Source organism: Mariniflexile jejuense (assembly GCF_042675665.1).
Taxonomy (GTDB): Bacteria; Bacteroidota; Bacteroidia; order Flavobacteriales; family Flavobacteriaceae; genus Mariniflexile; species Mariniflexile jejuense.
This window is the reverse complement of the sequence record NZ_JBHTJI010000001.1, coordinates 2095669-2109637: the sequence shown is the minus strand read 5'-3', so window position 1 is coordinate 2109637 and position 13969 is coordinate 2095669. Positions and strand designations below refer to the sequence as shown.

16 protein-coding genes are annotated in these 13969 nt (G+C 30.6%); 9 read left to right on the top strand and 7 right to left on the bottom strand.

Annotation, left to right across the window (positions count from 1 at the left end; translation table 11 throughout):
- Positions 1 to 33 precede the first annotated feature (33 nt).
- Both ACFQ1R_RS08975 and ACFQ1R_RS08970 read right to left on the bottom strand, forming a co-directional pair.
- Positions 34 to 783 carry a uroporphyrinogen-III synthase gene (locus tag ACFQ1R_RS08975; protein WP_379925820.1) on the bottom strand — a complete coding sequence of 250 codons (750 nt, stop codon included), beginning with the start codon at positions 781 to 783 and terminating at the stop codon, positions 34 to 36.
- A gap of 22 nt (positions 784 to 805) precedes the next feature.
- Positions 806 to 1453: a DUF4271 domain-containing protein gene (locus tag ACFQ1R_RS08970; protein ID WP_379925819.1), complete on the bottom strand. Its 648-nt coding sequence runs from the start codon at positions 1451 to 1453 to the stop codon at positions 806 to 808.
- A gap of 121 nt (positions 1454 to 1574) precedes the next feature.
- Here ACFQ1R_RS08970 and ACFQ1R_RS08965 point away from each other — a divergent pair, with 121 nt between their 5' ends.
- Genes ACFQ1R_RS08965 through ACFQ1R_RS08955 form a run of 3 tightly spaced genes read left to right on the top strand, consistent with a single transcriptional unit; the run spans position 1575 to position 4160 of the window.
- Positions 1575 to 2297, top strand: a complete 723-nt coding sequence (locus tag ACFQ1R_RS08965) for a polyprenol monophosphomannose synthase (protein WP_379925818.1) — start codon at positions 1575 to 1577, stop codon at positions 2295 to 2297.
- Between the two features lie 10 nt (positions 2298 to 2307).
- The gene (locus tag ACFQ1R_RS08960) at positions 2308 to 3654 is read left to right on the top strand and encodes a dihydroorotase (RefSeq protein ID WP_379925817.1); all 1347 of its coding nucleotides are present in this window, start codon (positions 2308 to 2310) and stop codon (positions 3652 to 3654) included.
- Positions 3655 to 3677: 23 nt separating this feature from the next.
- Positions 3678 to 4160, top strand: coding sequence for a DUF4296 domain-containing protein (locus ACFQ1R_RS08955; RefSeq protein WP_379925816.1), 483 nt, complete (start codon positions 3678 to 3680; stop codon positions 4158 to 4160).
- Here the strand turns inward: ACFQ1R_RS08955 and ACFQ1R_RS08950 are convergent.
- On the bottom strand, positions 4120 to 5127 hold the full coding sequence (locus tag ACFQ1R_RS08950; RefSeq protein WP_379925815.1) for an NAD-dependent epimerase/dehydratase family protein: 1008 nt from the start codon (positions 5125 to 5127) through the stop codon (positions 4120 to 4122). The two genes, ACFQ1R_RS08955 and ACFQ1R_RS08950, sit on opposite strands and share 41 nt — an antisense overlap.
- A gap of 160 nt (positions 5128 to 5287) precedes the next feature.
- On the opposite strand from ACFQ1R_RS08950, the gene tyrS reads away from it, so the two are divergent.
- Positions 5288 to 6583, top strand: coding sequence for a tyrosine--tRNA ligase (gene tyrS / locus ACFQ1R_RS08945; RefSeq protein ID WP_379925814.1), 1296 nt, complete (start codon positions 5288 to 5290; stop codon positions 6581 to 6583).
- 132 nt (positions 6584 to 6715) lie between these two features.
- Here the strand turns inward: tyrS and ACFQ1R_RS08940 are convergent, their stop codons facing one another.
- From ACFQ1R_RS08940 to ACFQ1R_RS08930, 3 genes are all read right to left on the bottom strand, one after another.
- On the bottom strand, positions 6716 to 7696 hold the full coding sequence (locus tag ACFQ1R_RS08940; RefSeq protein WP_379925813.1) for a LuxE/PaaK family acyltransferase: 981 nt from the start codon (positions 7694 to 7696) through the stop codon (positions 6716 to 6718).
- A 73-nt stretch (positions 7697 to 7769) separates the two neighbouring features.
- Positions 7770 to 8537, bottom strand: coding sequence for a T9SS type A sorting domain-containing protein (locus tag ACFQ1R_RS08935; RefSeq protein ID WP_379925812.1), 768 nt, complete (start codon positions 8535 to 8537; stop codon positions 7770 to 7772).
- A gap of 107 nt (positions 8538 to 8644) precedes the next feature.
- Complete coding sequence (locus ACFQ1R_RS08930) at positions 8645 to 8986, bottom strand: T9SS type A sorting domain-containing protein (RefSeq protein WP_379925811.1); 342 nt, start codon at positions 8984 to 8986, stop codon at positions 8645 to 8647.
- A 210-nt stretch (positions 8987 to 9196) separates the two neighbouring features.
- Here ACFQ1R_RS08930 and ACFQ1R_RS08925 point away from each other — a divergent pair, with 210 nt between their 5' ends.
- Both ACFQ1R_RS08925 and ACFQ1R_RS08920 read left to right on the top strand, forming a co-directional pair.
- Positions 9197 to 9877, top strand: a complete 681-nt coding sequence (locus ACFQ1R_RS08925) for a response regulator transcription factor (RefSeq protein WP_379925810.1) — start codon at positions 9197 to 9199, stop codon at positions 9875 to 9877.
- Positions 9877 to 10920, top strand: coding sequence for a sensor histidine kinase (locus tag ACFQ1R_RS08920; protein ID WP_379925809.1), 1044 nt, complete (start codon positions 9877 to 9879; stop codon positions 10918 to 10920). The genes ACFQ1R_RS08925 and ACFQ1R_RS08920 overlap by 1 nt, the downstream gene beginning before the upstream one ends.
- On the opposite strand, the gene ACFQ1R_RS08915 is transcribed toward ACFQ1R_RS08920, so the two are convergent.
- Positions 10894 to 11949: a glycosyltransferase gene (locus ACFQ1R_RS08915; RefSeq protein ID WP_379925808.1), complete on the bottom strand. Its 1056-nt coding sequence runs from the start codon at positions 11947 to 11949 to the stop codon at positions 10894 to 10896. The genes ACFQ1R_RS08920 and ACFQ1R_RS08915 overlap by 27 nt on opposite strands.
- A gap of 252 nt (positions 11950 to 12201) precedes the next feature.
- Between ACFQ1R_RS08915 and trmB the strand changes: the two genes are divergently transcribed.
- The 3 genes from trmB to ACFQ1R_RS08900 are packed head-to-tail and all read left to right on the top strand — an operon-like array spanning position 12202 to position 13841.
- A complete protein-coding gene (trmB, locus tag ACFQ1R_RS08910) occupies positions 12202 to 12876 on the top strand; it encodes a tRNA (guanosine(46)-N7)-methyltransferase TrmB (protein WP_379925807.1) in 675 nt (224 codons plus the stop codon).
- Between the two features lie 2 nt (positions 12877 to 12878).
- On the top strand, positions 12879 to 13508 hold the full coding sequence (locus ACFQ1R_RS08905) for a lysine transporter LysE (protein WP_379925806.1): 630 nt from the start codon (positions 12879 to 12881) through the stop codon (positions 13506 to 13508).
- Between the two features lie 3 nt (positions 13509 to 13511).
- The gene (locus ACFQ1R_RS08900) at positions 13512 to 13841 is read left to right on the top strand and encodes an MGMT family protein (protein WP_379925805.1); all 330 of its coding nucleotides are present in this window, start codon (positions 13512 to 13514) and stop codon (positions 13839 to 13841) included.
- Positions 13842 to 13969: the final 128 nt, after the last annotated feature.

Genomic DNA, 13969 nt, shown 5'->3' with positions numbered 1-13969 from the left:
ATCATCCCTTTTTTTATAGTTTTAAAACTAAGCTTATTTTGCTTTGTTTACTTTTTCAATATATTTTTCTAAAGCCATCGTCATAGATGGTGTTTCGGGTGTTGGTGCAGCAATATCTACACGCAAACCTCTTTCTTCAACAGCTTTAATAGTAGTATCTCCAAAAACAGCTATACGCGTGTCGTTTTGTTTAAAGTCTGGGAAATTATGAAATAAAGAATCAATTCCAGAAGGGCTAAAAAACACTAAAATATCGTAATATACATCAGCTAAATCAGAAAGGTCGCTAATTACTGTTTTGTAAAAAATAGCTTGTTTCCAATCTACACCCAAAGCATCTAACGAGCTAGGTACTTCATCTTTTACTTTATCGGTGTTTGGTAATAAAAACTTTTCGTCTTTATATTTTTTAATAAGTGGTGCTAATTCTGAAAACGTACGTTTTCCAACATAAATTTTACGTTTTCTATACACCACATATTTTTGAAGGTAAAAAGCAACAGCTTCCGATAGACAGAAATACTTCATGGTATCGGGCACTTTAAAACGCATTTCTTCAGCAACTCTAAAAAAGTGATCAATGGCATTTCTGCTAGTTAAAATAATTGCAGTATAATTATTTAAATCAACTTTTTGTTGTCTTATTTCTTTTGCTGAAACGCCTTCAACATGAATAAACGGTCTGAAATCTATTTTTACTTTTTGTTTTTCAATTAAATCAAAGTAAGGCGAGTTTTCTATTTTAGGTTCTGGTTGAGATACTAAAATGGTTTTCACTTTCATAAGCGCAAGTAGTTTATTCGTTTTATTTAGAAATAATTGCTTTGTATAAAATAACACAAGGTGCAATTTCAAGTGCGCAAAGATATAAAATAAAATAGAAGATGTTGTATTTTATTAAATTTTGATGCGCTTTAAAAGAAGTAAAAAGCCCTATCAATACTATAATAATCAATAATATAACAGTTACATAAAAAAATGTTAATGTTGGCTTAAAACTGTAAAGTAGCAAAGCATTAACAGGAATAAGAATAACACCTAAGTAGTTTTTATAACTTATTTTTTGAAAAAGGTATTGGTCTATTATCATATCCATTTCAAAAAGGCTGCCAATAAGGCGTTCAAGAAGTACTTTAATTAAAATATATACGCATATACCAAATGATATTTTAAACATCACATCTGGTGAAATTATATTGGTTTCTGTAAAAAATTTATAAGTAATGAAAGCAAAAAGAGATACTGAAATAATAAGATTTGTAAATAATAAAGCATCAAATTTGTCGAAAAACTTTTGTTCTCTAGAATAAATTTTAAGGTATTTTGAGTTGCCTAAAACAGCAATAAAATCATTAAAACGCTTTGGAGATGCAACCTTTGCTGCAGCAACAATAAAAAGACCAACCATTAATAAAATGGTGAAAAAATCGTTTGATATAGTATCCCTAAGCATACTGTAAAATTATTATAAATATTTTAGAAGAAGAGGTAATTATTAAGGAATATTTAAAATAAATAAACACCTAATAATGTACATTTGCTAAAAATTAATCCAAATTTCAGAAAAGAAACGAATGACCGATACTATTGTAATCATTCCAACATATAATGAAATAGAAAATATTGAAGCTATTATTAGGGCAGTATTTTCTCAGTCGGATGCTATACATATTCTTGTGGTTGATGATAATTCGCCAGATTCAACGGGTATGAAAGTAAACGAACTTCAAAAAGAGTTTCCTAAAAGGTTGTTTTTAGAGGTTAGAAAAGTAAAATCGGGTTTAGGTACAGCTTACATTCATGGGTTTAAATGGTGTCTAAAAAGAAACTATCAATATATTTTTGAAATGGATGCCGATTTTTCACACGATCCAAAAGATTTGATAAGATTACACCACGCATGTCATATAGAAGGTGCCGATTTAGCTATTGGTTCACGCTATGCTACAGGTGTAAATGTTGTAAATTGGCCAATGAGTCGTGTGCTAATGTCGTATTTTGCATCGCATTATGTACGCGTTATTACAGGCATGAAAATACACGACACTACCGCTGGGTTTGTATGCTATAAGCGAACCGTTTTAGAAGCATTAAATTTGGATAAAATAAAGTTTATTGGCTATGCGTTTCAAATTGAAATGAAATTTAAAACCTATTTAAAAAAGTTTAAAATAGTTGAAGTACCCGTAATTTTTACCGATAGAACTTTAGGTGAATCAAAATTAAGTTCAGGTATTATTTCCGAAGCTATTTTTGGGGTAATTTCAATGAAGTTAAAAAGCATATTTATAAAGTAGAGACAGAATTATGAAGCAGAAAACAATACTTATTAAAAACGCACATATTGTAAATGAAGGCGTTATTTTTAACGGTGATATATTAATTGAAGGCGATTATATAAAAGAAATTAGCGAATCAATTAGTGCAAAATCTTCAGAGGTTTTTGTTATTGATGCAGAAGGAAAGTACTTGTTGCCAGGTGTTATAGATGATCAAGTGCATTTTAGAGAACCAGGGTTAACACAAAAAGCAACTATTGAAACAGAAAGTAAAGCTGCAATAGCAGGTGGTATTACTTCGTTTATAGAAATGCCAAACACAAATCCGCAAACAACAACCATAGAAAAGCTTGAAGATAAATTTGCAATAGCTGCAAAAACATCATATGCAAACTATTCATTCATGTTTGGTGGCACGAATGATAATTTGGATGAAATTTTAAAAGTAGACGCTAAAAATGTTGCAGGTTTGAAATTGTTTTTAGGATCTTCAACAGGAAATATGTTGGTTGATGATGCCAAAGTGTTAGAAAAAATCTTCAAAAGCACCCAATTGCTCATTTCTGTTCATTGTGAAGATGAAGCAACTATAAATAAAAATTTTCAAGAACATTTAGAAACCTTTGGTGAAGATATTCCTGTAAAATATCATCCTATAATTAGAAGTGAAGAAGCTTGCTACTTGTCATCTTCAAAAGCGATAAAATTAGCCGAAAAAACAGGTGCAAGATTACATGTGTTTCATTTATCAACAGGAAAAGAAACCAGTTTGTTTAGTAATAAAATTCCTTTAAAAGATAAAAAAATTACTTCCGAAGTTTGCATACATCATTTATGGTTTACTGATGCCGATTATGATAAAAAAGGCACCTTAATTAAATGGAATCCAGCAGTAAAAACAGAAGCTGATAGAGACCAACTTTGGGAAGCTTTGTTGGATGATAGAATAGATGTTATTGCTACAGATCACGCACCACATACCATAGAAGAAAAGAAAAACGTTTATACAAAAGCGCCTTCTGGTGGTCCATTAGTACAACATGCTTTACCAGCGATGTTAGAAATGCATCATAAAGGTAAAATTTCAATAGAGAAAATTGTAGAAAAAATGTGCCATAATCCAGCTATTTTATTTCAAGTTGAAAAACGAGGTTATATAAAAGAAGGCTATTTTGCCGATTTGGTTTTGGTAGATTTGAATAACCCATGGACGGTTACAAAAGATAATATTTTATACAAATGTGGTTGGTCGCCTTTTGAAGGCACAACGTTTAAATCGAGAATTACCCATACTTTTTTAAACGGTAATTTGGTGTTTCAAAATTCTAAATTTAACGATGTTAAGGCTGCAAAACGTTTAACTTTTAATAGATAATGATAAAACGATTTCTAATATATTTGAGTGTTATTTTAAGTGTTACTGCGTGCGGTTTTGGAGGTCCAGACAAGCCTAAAAATTTGATTTCCAAAAAAACCATGGTTAACATTTTAATTGATGCCAGATTAATTGGGTCAGCGCCATTTACTAGTAAGCAAAAAATGGAAGATAAAGGTGTAAACTTAAACACCTATGTTTTTGAAAAATATGGTATTGATAGCTTACAATTTGCTTTAAGTAATGAGTATTACGCTTACAACTTAAAAGACTACGAAGAAATTTATAGCAAAGTAACCGATAGTTTAGAAAAACTTAAGAAAACATTAAAAGCATTACAAACAAAAGAAGAAAAAGAAAAGAAGCAGATGGAAACCGATTCAATTAATGCTTTAAAAACGAAAGATTCTTTAAAAGCGGATGAATTTAGAAAGAAGAAACTAGATTATGATGAAGGCGTTTTAATTAAACCTGTTTCAGATAAGACTTCCCAATCTCGTAAATAGTTTTTTCAATATCTTTAAAATTATAATTTAACTCTTTTTTAAATTTTTCACTGCTGTAAAAGGTTTCCGAAGCTAAAGAACTTGAAAGGTTTTTTGTTAATTGTCTGCGTTTGCCTGTTAGTTTGTGGTTTAACCAATCTAGTTTCCAACCTATACTTAATAAAAAAGAGCTCGCTAATTTTTCAGGTTTTTTAGCATTAACAGATAATGCTAAGGTTTGTAAAAACTTTTTGTAGGTCCAATTTTCTGCTACTAACACGTAATTAGTATTAATAATGTCGCTTTTCATTAGTGTAATCATTATAGTTGTAACATCATCAATACCAATAAGTCCAATAGTACCAGGCGTGTAATAGCTTAAGCCTTTGTGGGCTTTTTTAAACAAACTACCGGTTCCAAATCGCCAAATACCAGCACCTAAAATAACACCCGGATTTACAATAACAGTATTTAAACCTTCTTGTGTACCGCGCCAAACTTCCATTTCTGCACCATATTTTGTAATGGCATATACATTGTTATCGTCCTCAGGATTCCAAGCAGTTTCTTCAGTAATAAATTCATTAGTAACTGGTTTACCTAAGGTGGCTATAGAACTAACATAGCAAAGTTTTTTAACATTGTTTGAAATACAAAAGTTTACAATATTGGCAGTACCTTCAATATTAGTTTTTCTTAAAAGTTGGTATTTATCAGGTTCAAAAGACACAAAAGCGGCACAATGATATACATGAGTTATGTTTTTAAAAGCTTCAGTTAGTGACGGAATATCTAAAATATCTGCCTGAACCCATTCAATAGCATTAAAAAGTGCGTTATAATTTTCAGTATAAGTAGCAAAAACATTTTTTACCAAGTCTAATTTGCGTTCGCTTCTGTAAATAGCTCTAACCGTTTCGTTATTACTTACAAGTTTGTAAAGTAAATGCGAACCAACTAAACCAGTACTTCCTGTTACTAAAATCATGCATCAAAAATAGCAAATTTAATCTCAGTATAGGGTTTCAATTGTAGTTTTCATATTTGTAGCATGTTATCTTTCCAACTTTAAAAAACTTTCAAAGTTATTACTTAGGAATTATCCATTGATTTTTATCTTTGTCACAGTTTTATAAAAAAGATAAATAATGATAAAGAATTTTGTTGAAGAATTAACATGGCGTGGAATGATACATACAGTTATGCCAGGAGCTGAAGAACATTTAATGGAAGGCATGCGAAGTGCTTATGTTGGTTTTGATCCTACTGCCGATTCTTTACATATTGGAAATTTAGTACCTATTATGCTGTTAGCACATTACCAACGTTGTGGACATAAACCTGTGGCTTTGGTAGGTGGCGCAACGGGTATGATTGGCGATCCATCAGGTAAATCTAGCGAGCGTAATTTATTGGATGAAAAAACGTTACGACACAACCAAGAAGCTATCAAAAAACAGTTATCTCATTTTTTAGATTTTGAAAGTGATGCTAATAACGCTGCTGTTTTAGTGAATAATTACGATTGGATGAAAAATTTTTCATTCCTAGAATTTATTCGCGATGTTGGTAAACACATTACTGTAAATTACATGATGGCTAAAGATTCTGTTAAAAATAGAATTTCTTCCGATGCTTCAGAAGGTATGAGTTTCACAGAATTTACATACCAATTAGTACAGGGTTACGACTTTCTTCATTTGTATAAAGAAAAAAATTGCTCAATTCAAATGGGTGGAAGCGACCAATGGGGAAATATAACTACAGGTACTGAATTAATAAGGCGCATTTCTGGAGGAAAAGGTTTTGCTATTACATGTCCGTTAATAACAAAGTCCGACGGGTCTAAATTTGGAAAATCTGAAGGTGGTAATGTGTGGTTAGATGCAGAAAGAACATCGCCTTACAAATTTTACCAATATTGGTTAAATACTAGCGATGTTGATGCAGAAAAATACATTAAAATATTTACATTTTTAACAGAAGAAGAAATTGATGCTTTAACTAAAGAACATAATGAAGCACCACATTTACGTGTATTACAAAAACGTTTAGCTGAAGAAATAACAACAATGGTACATTCTAAAGACGATTTAGATAATGCTATAAAAGCGAGTGATATTCTTTTTGGAAATTCAACAGGTGACGATTTAAAACAACTTAATGAAAAAACCTTTTTAGAAGTTTTTGATGGTGTTCCATTAACTGAAGTTGCCAAGGCTGATATTGAAAATGGATTAGATATTATTGCTGCATTAGCTGAAAAAGGCGGTTTCTTAAAATCGAATAGCGATGCACGTCGCGCTTTAAAAGAAAATGCAGTTTCGGTAAATAAAGAAAAAGTACAAGAAGATTATACCATAACATCAAAAGATTTAATAAACAATAAGTTTGTGCTGCTTCAACGCGGTAAAAAGAACTATTTTGTTTTAAGAATTGTGTAAAAATACATAAGCCTGATGAGGAACATCAGGCTTATTTTTTAACCAACCAACCAAAAAAAGTAATTAATCTTTTTCATAGCTAGTACATTAGTCGTATTACTTTTTTAAAACTTACATGTATTTATAAATTTTTTATAAAACCATTAAATTACATCCACGAATATCAGAATTGTCAAAGCGTCCAATAATTTCAAAAGTGTTATTTTCATAAACGCGTCCTAAATCTTGTGTTGCAATAAACGAGCAAGAATTTATGTTTGCTAAGTCAATAACATTAATAGCACCTGCTTTTCCTTTAGGTTGCAGTGTTAAAGCATCTTCAGTATCTCGTGTTAAAATGCGCATCCAATTTGGGCATTTAAAAATCCCATTTTTGTTGGAGTAACCTTGGCTTAATAGTTCGGTCATACCATATTCACTATGTATGGTTTCAACACCAAAACCTTGTTTTAATAACGTATGTAGTTCTTCGCGAATCAACTCTTTTCTTCTGCCTTTCATGCCGCCAGTTTCCATAATAATGGTGTTTTTTAAACGGAATTGATACGCTTCAATTAAATCTAATAAGGCAAATGAAACACCAATAAGTAGCACTTTTTTCCCTTCAGAATCTAAACGGATTAAGGTATTTTTTAATTCGGAAAGGTTATTCAAATAAAAGCCACTTTCCGGATGTTTTGATGCTTTTATAAAAGCGTCTGCCATATAAATTAATGAAGAACCTTTTCGTTCTAAATATGATGGTAGTAGTGCCAAAACAACATAATTTGCTACACTGCCATAAAAATGTTCAAATCCGTTAAAAAAGCTTTGTTCATAAATTTTTAAGTTGGTTACTAGATGTTTACTAGTTGTGTTTCCTGTAGTTCCAGAACTTGTAAAAGTTGTTTGAACGGATTCTTTAGAACTTAAAACCTTATGTGTTTTAAAAAACTGAATTGGCAAAAATGGAATATCTTCAACTAATTTAACATCGCTAGGATGTATGTATAACAAATCGCAAAACGAGCGATACACACGGTTGTTTTCAAATTGAAACTTAAATATTTTCAATGCTAAGGCATTAAAGTCATCTTCGGTTTGAATGTTTAAAATAGTATTCGTATCAATCATGAAACAAAAGTAGATAAAATAAAAAAGCGCTACCAAATGGTAACGCTTTAAAATTTATAAAGTTGATTAAAGATTATTTAATCACTATTTTTTTGGTAATTGTAGCATCTTCTTGAGAAACTTTAATAATGTATATACCAGCATTTAATTTAGAAACACTTAAGCGATTATCGCTTACAGTTTCATTAATTACTTGTTTTCCTAAAACATCAAATACAGATACGCTCATTTTAGCATTGCTTCTGCTAGAAATGTTTACATAGCCTAACGATGTTGGGTTTGGGTACATTTTAAAGTTTTCTATTTGTTTTTTTTGAGTAGATAAGACATTGTTAACAGCACCTGCACTTGGGGCTGCGGAATAATAGGTTCCATCATTTGAACGGTTAAGAGATTCTGTAGCGGTATCATCATATTGAATAGTTTCTCCTAAGCCAGTTAATAATCCTGTGTCATCAGCATCACTTGTACCATAAACAATTGCATCAATCAAATTTACAGTAGTAGGTGCGGTACCATTTGGAAAATTTGTTGCTAAATCCATATATAAAGCAGCAGCATCAGCACCATTTTGTAATCCGTTAGATGCAAAGTTAATGACATACAAACCGTTACCATCTGTTGTAGCTGAAGATAAATCTACAGTATCATAGCTTTGGTCATTTGATCCATTGAACAAAACAACAATATACCCATTTAAAGAAGTGTTAGGTGTCCATTTGATTTCAATAAATTCAGCTGTATCTGTGCCAGTTTGATCAGGGTCAATCTCATTTATTACCTGCCCAAAAGAAGCAACAGAGATTAAAATAGTAAATAATAAAAAGTAAAGTTTTTTCATAATTATAAGAGATTAATTAATTTCCTATAAAATTACAGATATTTTTTAAAATAAAACCAAAAAAACAGCTCAAACAGCTATTTTTTTACTGTAATATAACGTTTTCTTTACTTTATCACTAATTTTCTAGTTTCGCTAATATTGTTCTCAGTAATCTTTAAAAGATAAACACCTCTACTTAAATTTGAAATGTTTAACTCATTACCAGTTATTGTAGTTGTATAAATTTGTTTACCCAAAACATCAAAAAATTCAATTTTTTTAGTCAAATTTCGTTTAGATGTAATGTAAATAACTGTTTTACCATTACTAACGGGGTTTGGGTAAATAGATAAGTCTTCAATGTTTTGTTGAACAGTAGCATTGTTAGGCATATTTTGACTAAACCCATCTTGGACAGTAAAAAATGCTAATGCAAAAAATAAAGTTAAAAAGTAATTTTTCTTCATAAGTTCAATTCAACGCTGTAAATTTACTAATTTTAGAACAAATTTGATGCCAAAAAACTGTTAAAGATGTATGTGTTTTAACGAAAGTTTAAATTACGGTAACTTGTTTGTTACCTTAATGTTATTTATATTAGATTGTAAACAAATTTTAATAGATTCTTGTTATTAGTTTTATCTTTACTTCAAGAAACAAGATTTATTTGCTTTAAAATGAAAAAAAAGGATATCAAAATATTGTTAGTAGATGATGAACCAGATATTTTAGAAATAGTTGGTTACAATTTAACAAGTGAAGGTTACCAAGTAATTACAGCCGAAAACGGAAGTGAAGCTGTAAAGAAAGCAAAAAAAGAACTTCCAAATCTAATTATTTTAGACGTGATGATGCCCGAAATGGATGGTATTGAAGCTTGTGAACTAATTAGAAAAAACCCAGATTTACAAAACACGCTTGTTGTTTTTTTAACCGCAAGAGGTGAAGATTACTCGCAAGTAGCAGGATTTGATGCGGGTGCAGATGATTATATTACAAAACCAATAAAGCCAAAAGTGTTAGTAAGTAAAGTAAAAGCCTTACTACGACGCTTTAAAGAAGAGGATGTGGCCGACTCATTTAAAATAGGAAGTTTAGAAATAAATAGAGACGAATACAAAATCACTTCAAAAGGAAAAGAGATAATTTTACCAAGAAAAGAATTTGAATTACTATCTTTATTAGCTTCAAAACCAGGTAAAGTTTTTAAACGTGATGAAATTCTTGATTCTGTTTGGGGTAATGAAGTTGTAGTTGGCGGAAGAACCATTGATGTACATATTCGTAAACTACGCGAAAAAATAGGTGATGATAGCTTTAAAACAATAAAAGGTGTTGGCTATAAGTTTGTAGATTAATGCAACCAAAATTTAAAAAGTCATATAAATTTGCAATTAAAACAGCACTCTATATAACTATATTCATAACGCTCTTAATGAGTGTTTTTTTGTATGGTTTTTATGAGTTGAATGCGTTGTTCATTATTCTATTTTCGTTAAGTACCTATATATTTTCGTTTTTAGTTGTTCAATTTCGTGTAGAACGCTTCATTTATAAACGTGTTAAACAAATATATGATGATATAACTCTTCTAGAATCTACCAGTTTAACCAAAGGTACCATAACAACCGATATGCAAACACTAACTCAAGAAATTGATAAGTTTGCACGCGATAAAAAAATAGAAATTGAAACCCTTAAAGTAAGAGAACAATACAGAAAAGAGTTTTTAGGCAATGTCTCACACGAATTAAAAACACCATTATTCACAGTTCAAGGCTATATTTTAACCTTGCTTGATGGTGCAATGAATGATAAAAACTTAAGAGAAAAATACTTAGAACGCGCTAGTAAAGGTGTAGAACGTTTAGGATATATTGTTAATGATTTAGACATGATTACCAAACTAGAGGTTGGCGATTTAAGTTTAAATATAGAAGTGTTTGATATAGTTGAATTGGTGAAAAACGTGTTCGATATGCTTGAAATGAAAGCAGGTAAGAAAAAGATAACACTTACGTTTGATGCAGATTACTCAAAACCAATATTAGTAAACGCAGATAAAGAACGCATACAACAAGTGTTGGCAAACTTAATAGTGAATTCTATTAAATACGGACGAGAAAAAGGCACAACAGAAGTTAGTATAGAAAACCTTATTAAAAACAAAGTAATTGTTCGCGTAACAGATAACGGTGAAGGTATTGATAAAATACACCAACCACGTTTATTTGAACGTTTTTATAGGGTTGATAAAAGTGGCTCGCGAAAAGAAGGTGGTTCTGGTTTAGGGCTTTCAATTGTAAAACACATTATTGAAGCGCACAACGAAAAAATTTATGTTGAAAGTGAATTTGGTGTTGGTAGTGAGTTCTCATTTACCCTTGAAAAGGCAAAATAGTTTTTCAAAATCGGTTTCAAAATCAAAAGCCTTTAACCCATCAAAATGCACTGTTTCTTTAATATGTTTAAGCGAAAATGCGTCTTGTGTACAACTTGGTGCTAGCTTTAATTCGGTCAATCGATTTGCCAAATATTCTTGTTCAAATTGCCCAGGTGTAGGTATAAAAAAAGCTTTTTTATTAAGTTTCGCCAAATCCATAATAGTTGTATAACCAGATCTGGAAATAATCAAATCACTTTCATTAATGGTTTTTTCAAGTAAGTTGGTAGTCATAAAATTATAAATAGTAATGTTGCCCATTACTTGTATGGTTTGTTCTTTTTCCATTGTTCCTTTTACAAAAACAACTTTGCCTATATAGTTTTTTAACTCATTTAAAAGTTTTTTTTCCAGCAATGTGCGTTGCGGTTCAGGACCAGAAAGTAACACCATTAAGTCATTCAAAATGGGGGCATATTTTTTTTCAAATCTACTTAAAGGGCCAATGTAGTAAGTTGGTATTTCAAAAGCATCAGGATGCCCAATTTTTCCACTTAAATTGATAGTAGTTTCAACATCGGGAATCCAGCAAGCATCAAATTTTTTTATAAATTTTTCATGAATTTTTGTGCTAATCCAAGTGGTGTTTCCACTTAAAACTTTTAATTGATGTGTTATGAAAACAGAAGGTATTTTTTTACTGTAAACACCCAATCTATTGTCAGAAATAATGCCCGAAATATTATTGTTATCTACAATGTGTTTTGTTGCTTTTTTTTCAGCTTTAATAGCTTTTAATACTTTAGGTGAATCTAAAAGAAGTTTAAGTTTAAATAATTTGCCATTTTTTGAATAAGTAACATTATATGAAGGTAATTCAACTGAAGATAATCTTGGAAACTCCTTTTGTAAAAGGGCAAGTGCAACACCATCACTAGCAATAATAGGTTCAAAACCATTTGCTATTAATGCATTTATAATGGGAATACATCGGGTTGCATGTCCTAAACCCCAATTTAATGGAGCAACTAAAACACGTTTTTTCATAATATAATTTAAGGCGTTACTGAAAATTATTTACAACAAATAACTTTAAGTTGTTCTAAACAAAAATCAAATAAACTTGCTAAGTTTTCGTAAAAAAATACTGTATCAAATATAAAACATTCACAATGTCATTTTATAAAAAATAGTTAAGAAAATGTCATTTTTAAAATAACTTTTAAGTAAATTCAAAGATAAGAATATATTTACTTAAGGATATTTCCTTAATTTTACAAAAATATAATAAAGATACCCGTGGGAAGTAAAAATAAACAACGTCGATTTAAAGAAAACGAAACGTTTGATAACGTATATCAACCAACTAGAGATGCACTGGTTAATAATAATTTTATTTTAAAAGGAAATTGGAATCAATCTGTATTTAAAAACAATAATCCTTTGGTGTTAGAACTAGGATGCGGAAAAGGTGAATATACAGTTGCTCTAGCCAAAAAATATCCAAGTAAGAATTTTATAGGGATAGATATAAAAGGTGCTCGGTTTTGGCGTGGTGCCAAAACAGCAACAGAAGAAAATATTTCTAATGTAGCATTTTTACGCTCACAAATTGAACTTATAGATTATGCTTTTGCGCAAAAAGAGGTTGATGAAATTTGGATAACGTTTCCAGATCCTCAAATAAAATACAAACGAACCAAACACCGTATGACGAATGCTGAGTTTTTAAAACGCTACAAAACCATTTTGAAAGAAGATGGTGTAGTAAACCTTAAAACCGATAGTGAGTTTATGCATGGATACACGCTTGGGTTGTTACATGGTGCAGGGCATGAAGTTCTTTATGCTAACCACAATGTGTATAAACAAGAAGGAAGCCCAGAGGAAGTTACCAGCATTCAAACCTTTTACGAGTCGCAATATTTAGAGCAAAATAAACCAATTACGTATATTAGATTTAAAATTAACTAGTATTGGATATAACTCTTATCTTTTTTTTAGGCTTATTCGTAGCTTTAATTGGTGTTATACCACCAGGGCTTTTGAATATGACTGCAGCTAAAATTAGCTTAAAAGAAGGCGATACCAGAGGTGTTATGTTTTCAATAGGGGTTTGTGTAATTGTACTAGCGCAAACTTATTTAGCAGCTATTTTTGCCAGACAATTAAGTAATCATTTAGAAATAGTTGATATTCTTCAACGTGTAGCATTTGTTATTTTTGTACTAATAACTATTTATTATTTTTTTATTGCAAAAAAAGAACCTAAACAGGTTTTAGAACCTGCTAGATGGAGTAAAAAAGGTAGGTTTTTTCAAGGCATGTTTTTATCTAGTATTAATATATTCCCTATTCCGTATCAAGCGTATATGACAATAACTTTGGCGTCATTTGGATGGTTAGATTTTAGTCAAATTAGTATTGTCGCGTATGTTGCAGGTGCTGCAATGGGAACTTTTGTAATGCTTTATGTATATATGTTTTTTTTTCATAGAATAAAAGACAAGCCCATTACGTCTCAAAAAAGCATGAACTATCTTATAGGTGGTATTACAGGTATTATTTCAATCATCACGCTTATTAATATCATTAAAGAAATGTAGTATATGCAACCAGAAACGCTTAATTTTTTTGATAAAGTTTATGAAGTTGCTAAACAAATACCATACGGTCGTGTAACAAGTTATGGGGCTATTGCTAATTATTTAGGTGCAAGCAGAAGTGCGCGTATGGTTGGTTATGCCATGAATGGCTCGGTAAGTAAAGATGTGCCAGCACACCGAGTTGTAAATAGAAAAGGGTTATTAACAGGAAAACATCATTTTGATGGTACTAATTTAATGCAGCAGCTTTTAGAAAGTGAAGGTATTAAAGTTGTTGAAAACCAAATCCAGAATTTTGAAAACGTATTTTGGAATCCTTCAGAAGTATTGTAATTCGCTCCTAATTTTTCAAAAAATTTACAAAAATTCACATTTATAATTTCATAATAAAAACAAATATTTAAATAGATAAAACTTCTAGCTTCTATATTCCGTCTTCCGTCTTTATTCTATATATTTGC

Bases quoted from the DNA above. Each gene is read 5' to 3' on its own strand.
- ACFQ1R_RS08975 (WP_379925820.1), bottom strand. From the start codon at position 783: ATGAAAGTGAAAACCATTTTAGTATCTCAACCAGAACCTAAAATAGAA.
- ACFQ1R_RS08970 (WP_379925819.1), bottom strand. From the start codon at position 1,453: ATGCTTAGGGATACTATATCAAACGATTTTTTCACCATTTTATTAATG.
- ACFQ1R_RS08965 (WP_379925818.1), top strand. From the start codon at position 1,575: ATGACCGATACTATTGTAATCATTCCAACATATAATGAAATAGAAAAT.
- ACFQ1R_RS08960 (WP_379925817.1), top strand. From the start codon at position 2,308: ATGAAGCAGAAAACAATACTTATTAAAAACGCACATATTGTAAATGAA.
- ACFQ1R_RS08950 (WP_379925815.1), bottom strand. From the start codon at position 5,127: ATGATTTTAGTAACAGGAAGTACTGGTTTAGTTGGTTCGCATTTACTT.
- tyrS (WP_379925814.1), top strand. From the start codon at position 5,288: ATGATAAAGAATTTTGTTGAAGAATTAACATGGCGTGGAATGATACAT.
- ACFQ1R_RS08940 (WP_379925813.1), bottom strand. From the start codon at position 7,696: ATGATTGATACGAATACTATTTTAAACATTCAAACCGAAGATGACTTT.
- ACFQ1R_RS08935 (WP_379925812.1), bottom strand. From the start codon at position 8,537: ATGAAAAAACTTTACTTTTTATTATTTACTATTTTAATCTCTGTTGCT.
- ACFQ1R_RS08930 (WP_379925811.1), bottom strand. From the start codon at position 8,986: ATGAAGAAAAATTACTTTTTAACTTTATTTTTTGCATTAGCATTTTTT.
- ACFQ1R_RS08925 (WP_379925810.1), top strand. From the start codon at position 9,197: ATGAAAAAAAAGGATATCAAAATATTGTTAGTAGATGATGAACCAGAT.
- ACFQ1R_RS08920 (WP_379925809.1), top strand. From the start codon at position 9,877: ATGCAACCAAAATTTAAAAAGTCATATAAATTTGCAATTAAAACAGCA.
- ACFQ1R_RS08915 (WP_379925808.1), bottom strand. From the start codon at position 11,949: ATGAAAAAACGTGTTTTAGTTGCTCCATTAAATTGGGGTTTAGGACAT.
- ACFQ1R_RS08900 (WP_379925805.1), top strand. From the start codon at position 13,512: ATGCAACCAGAAACGCTTAATTTTTTTGATAAAGTTTATGAAGTTGCT.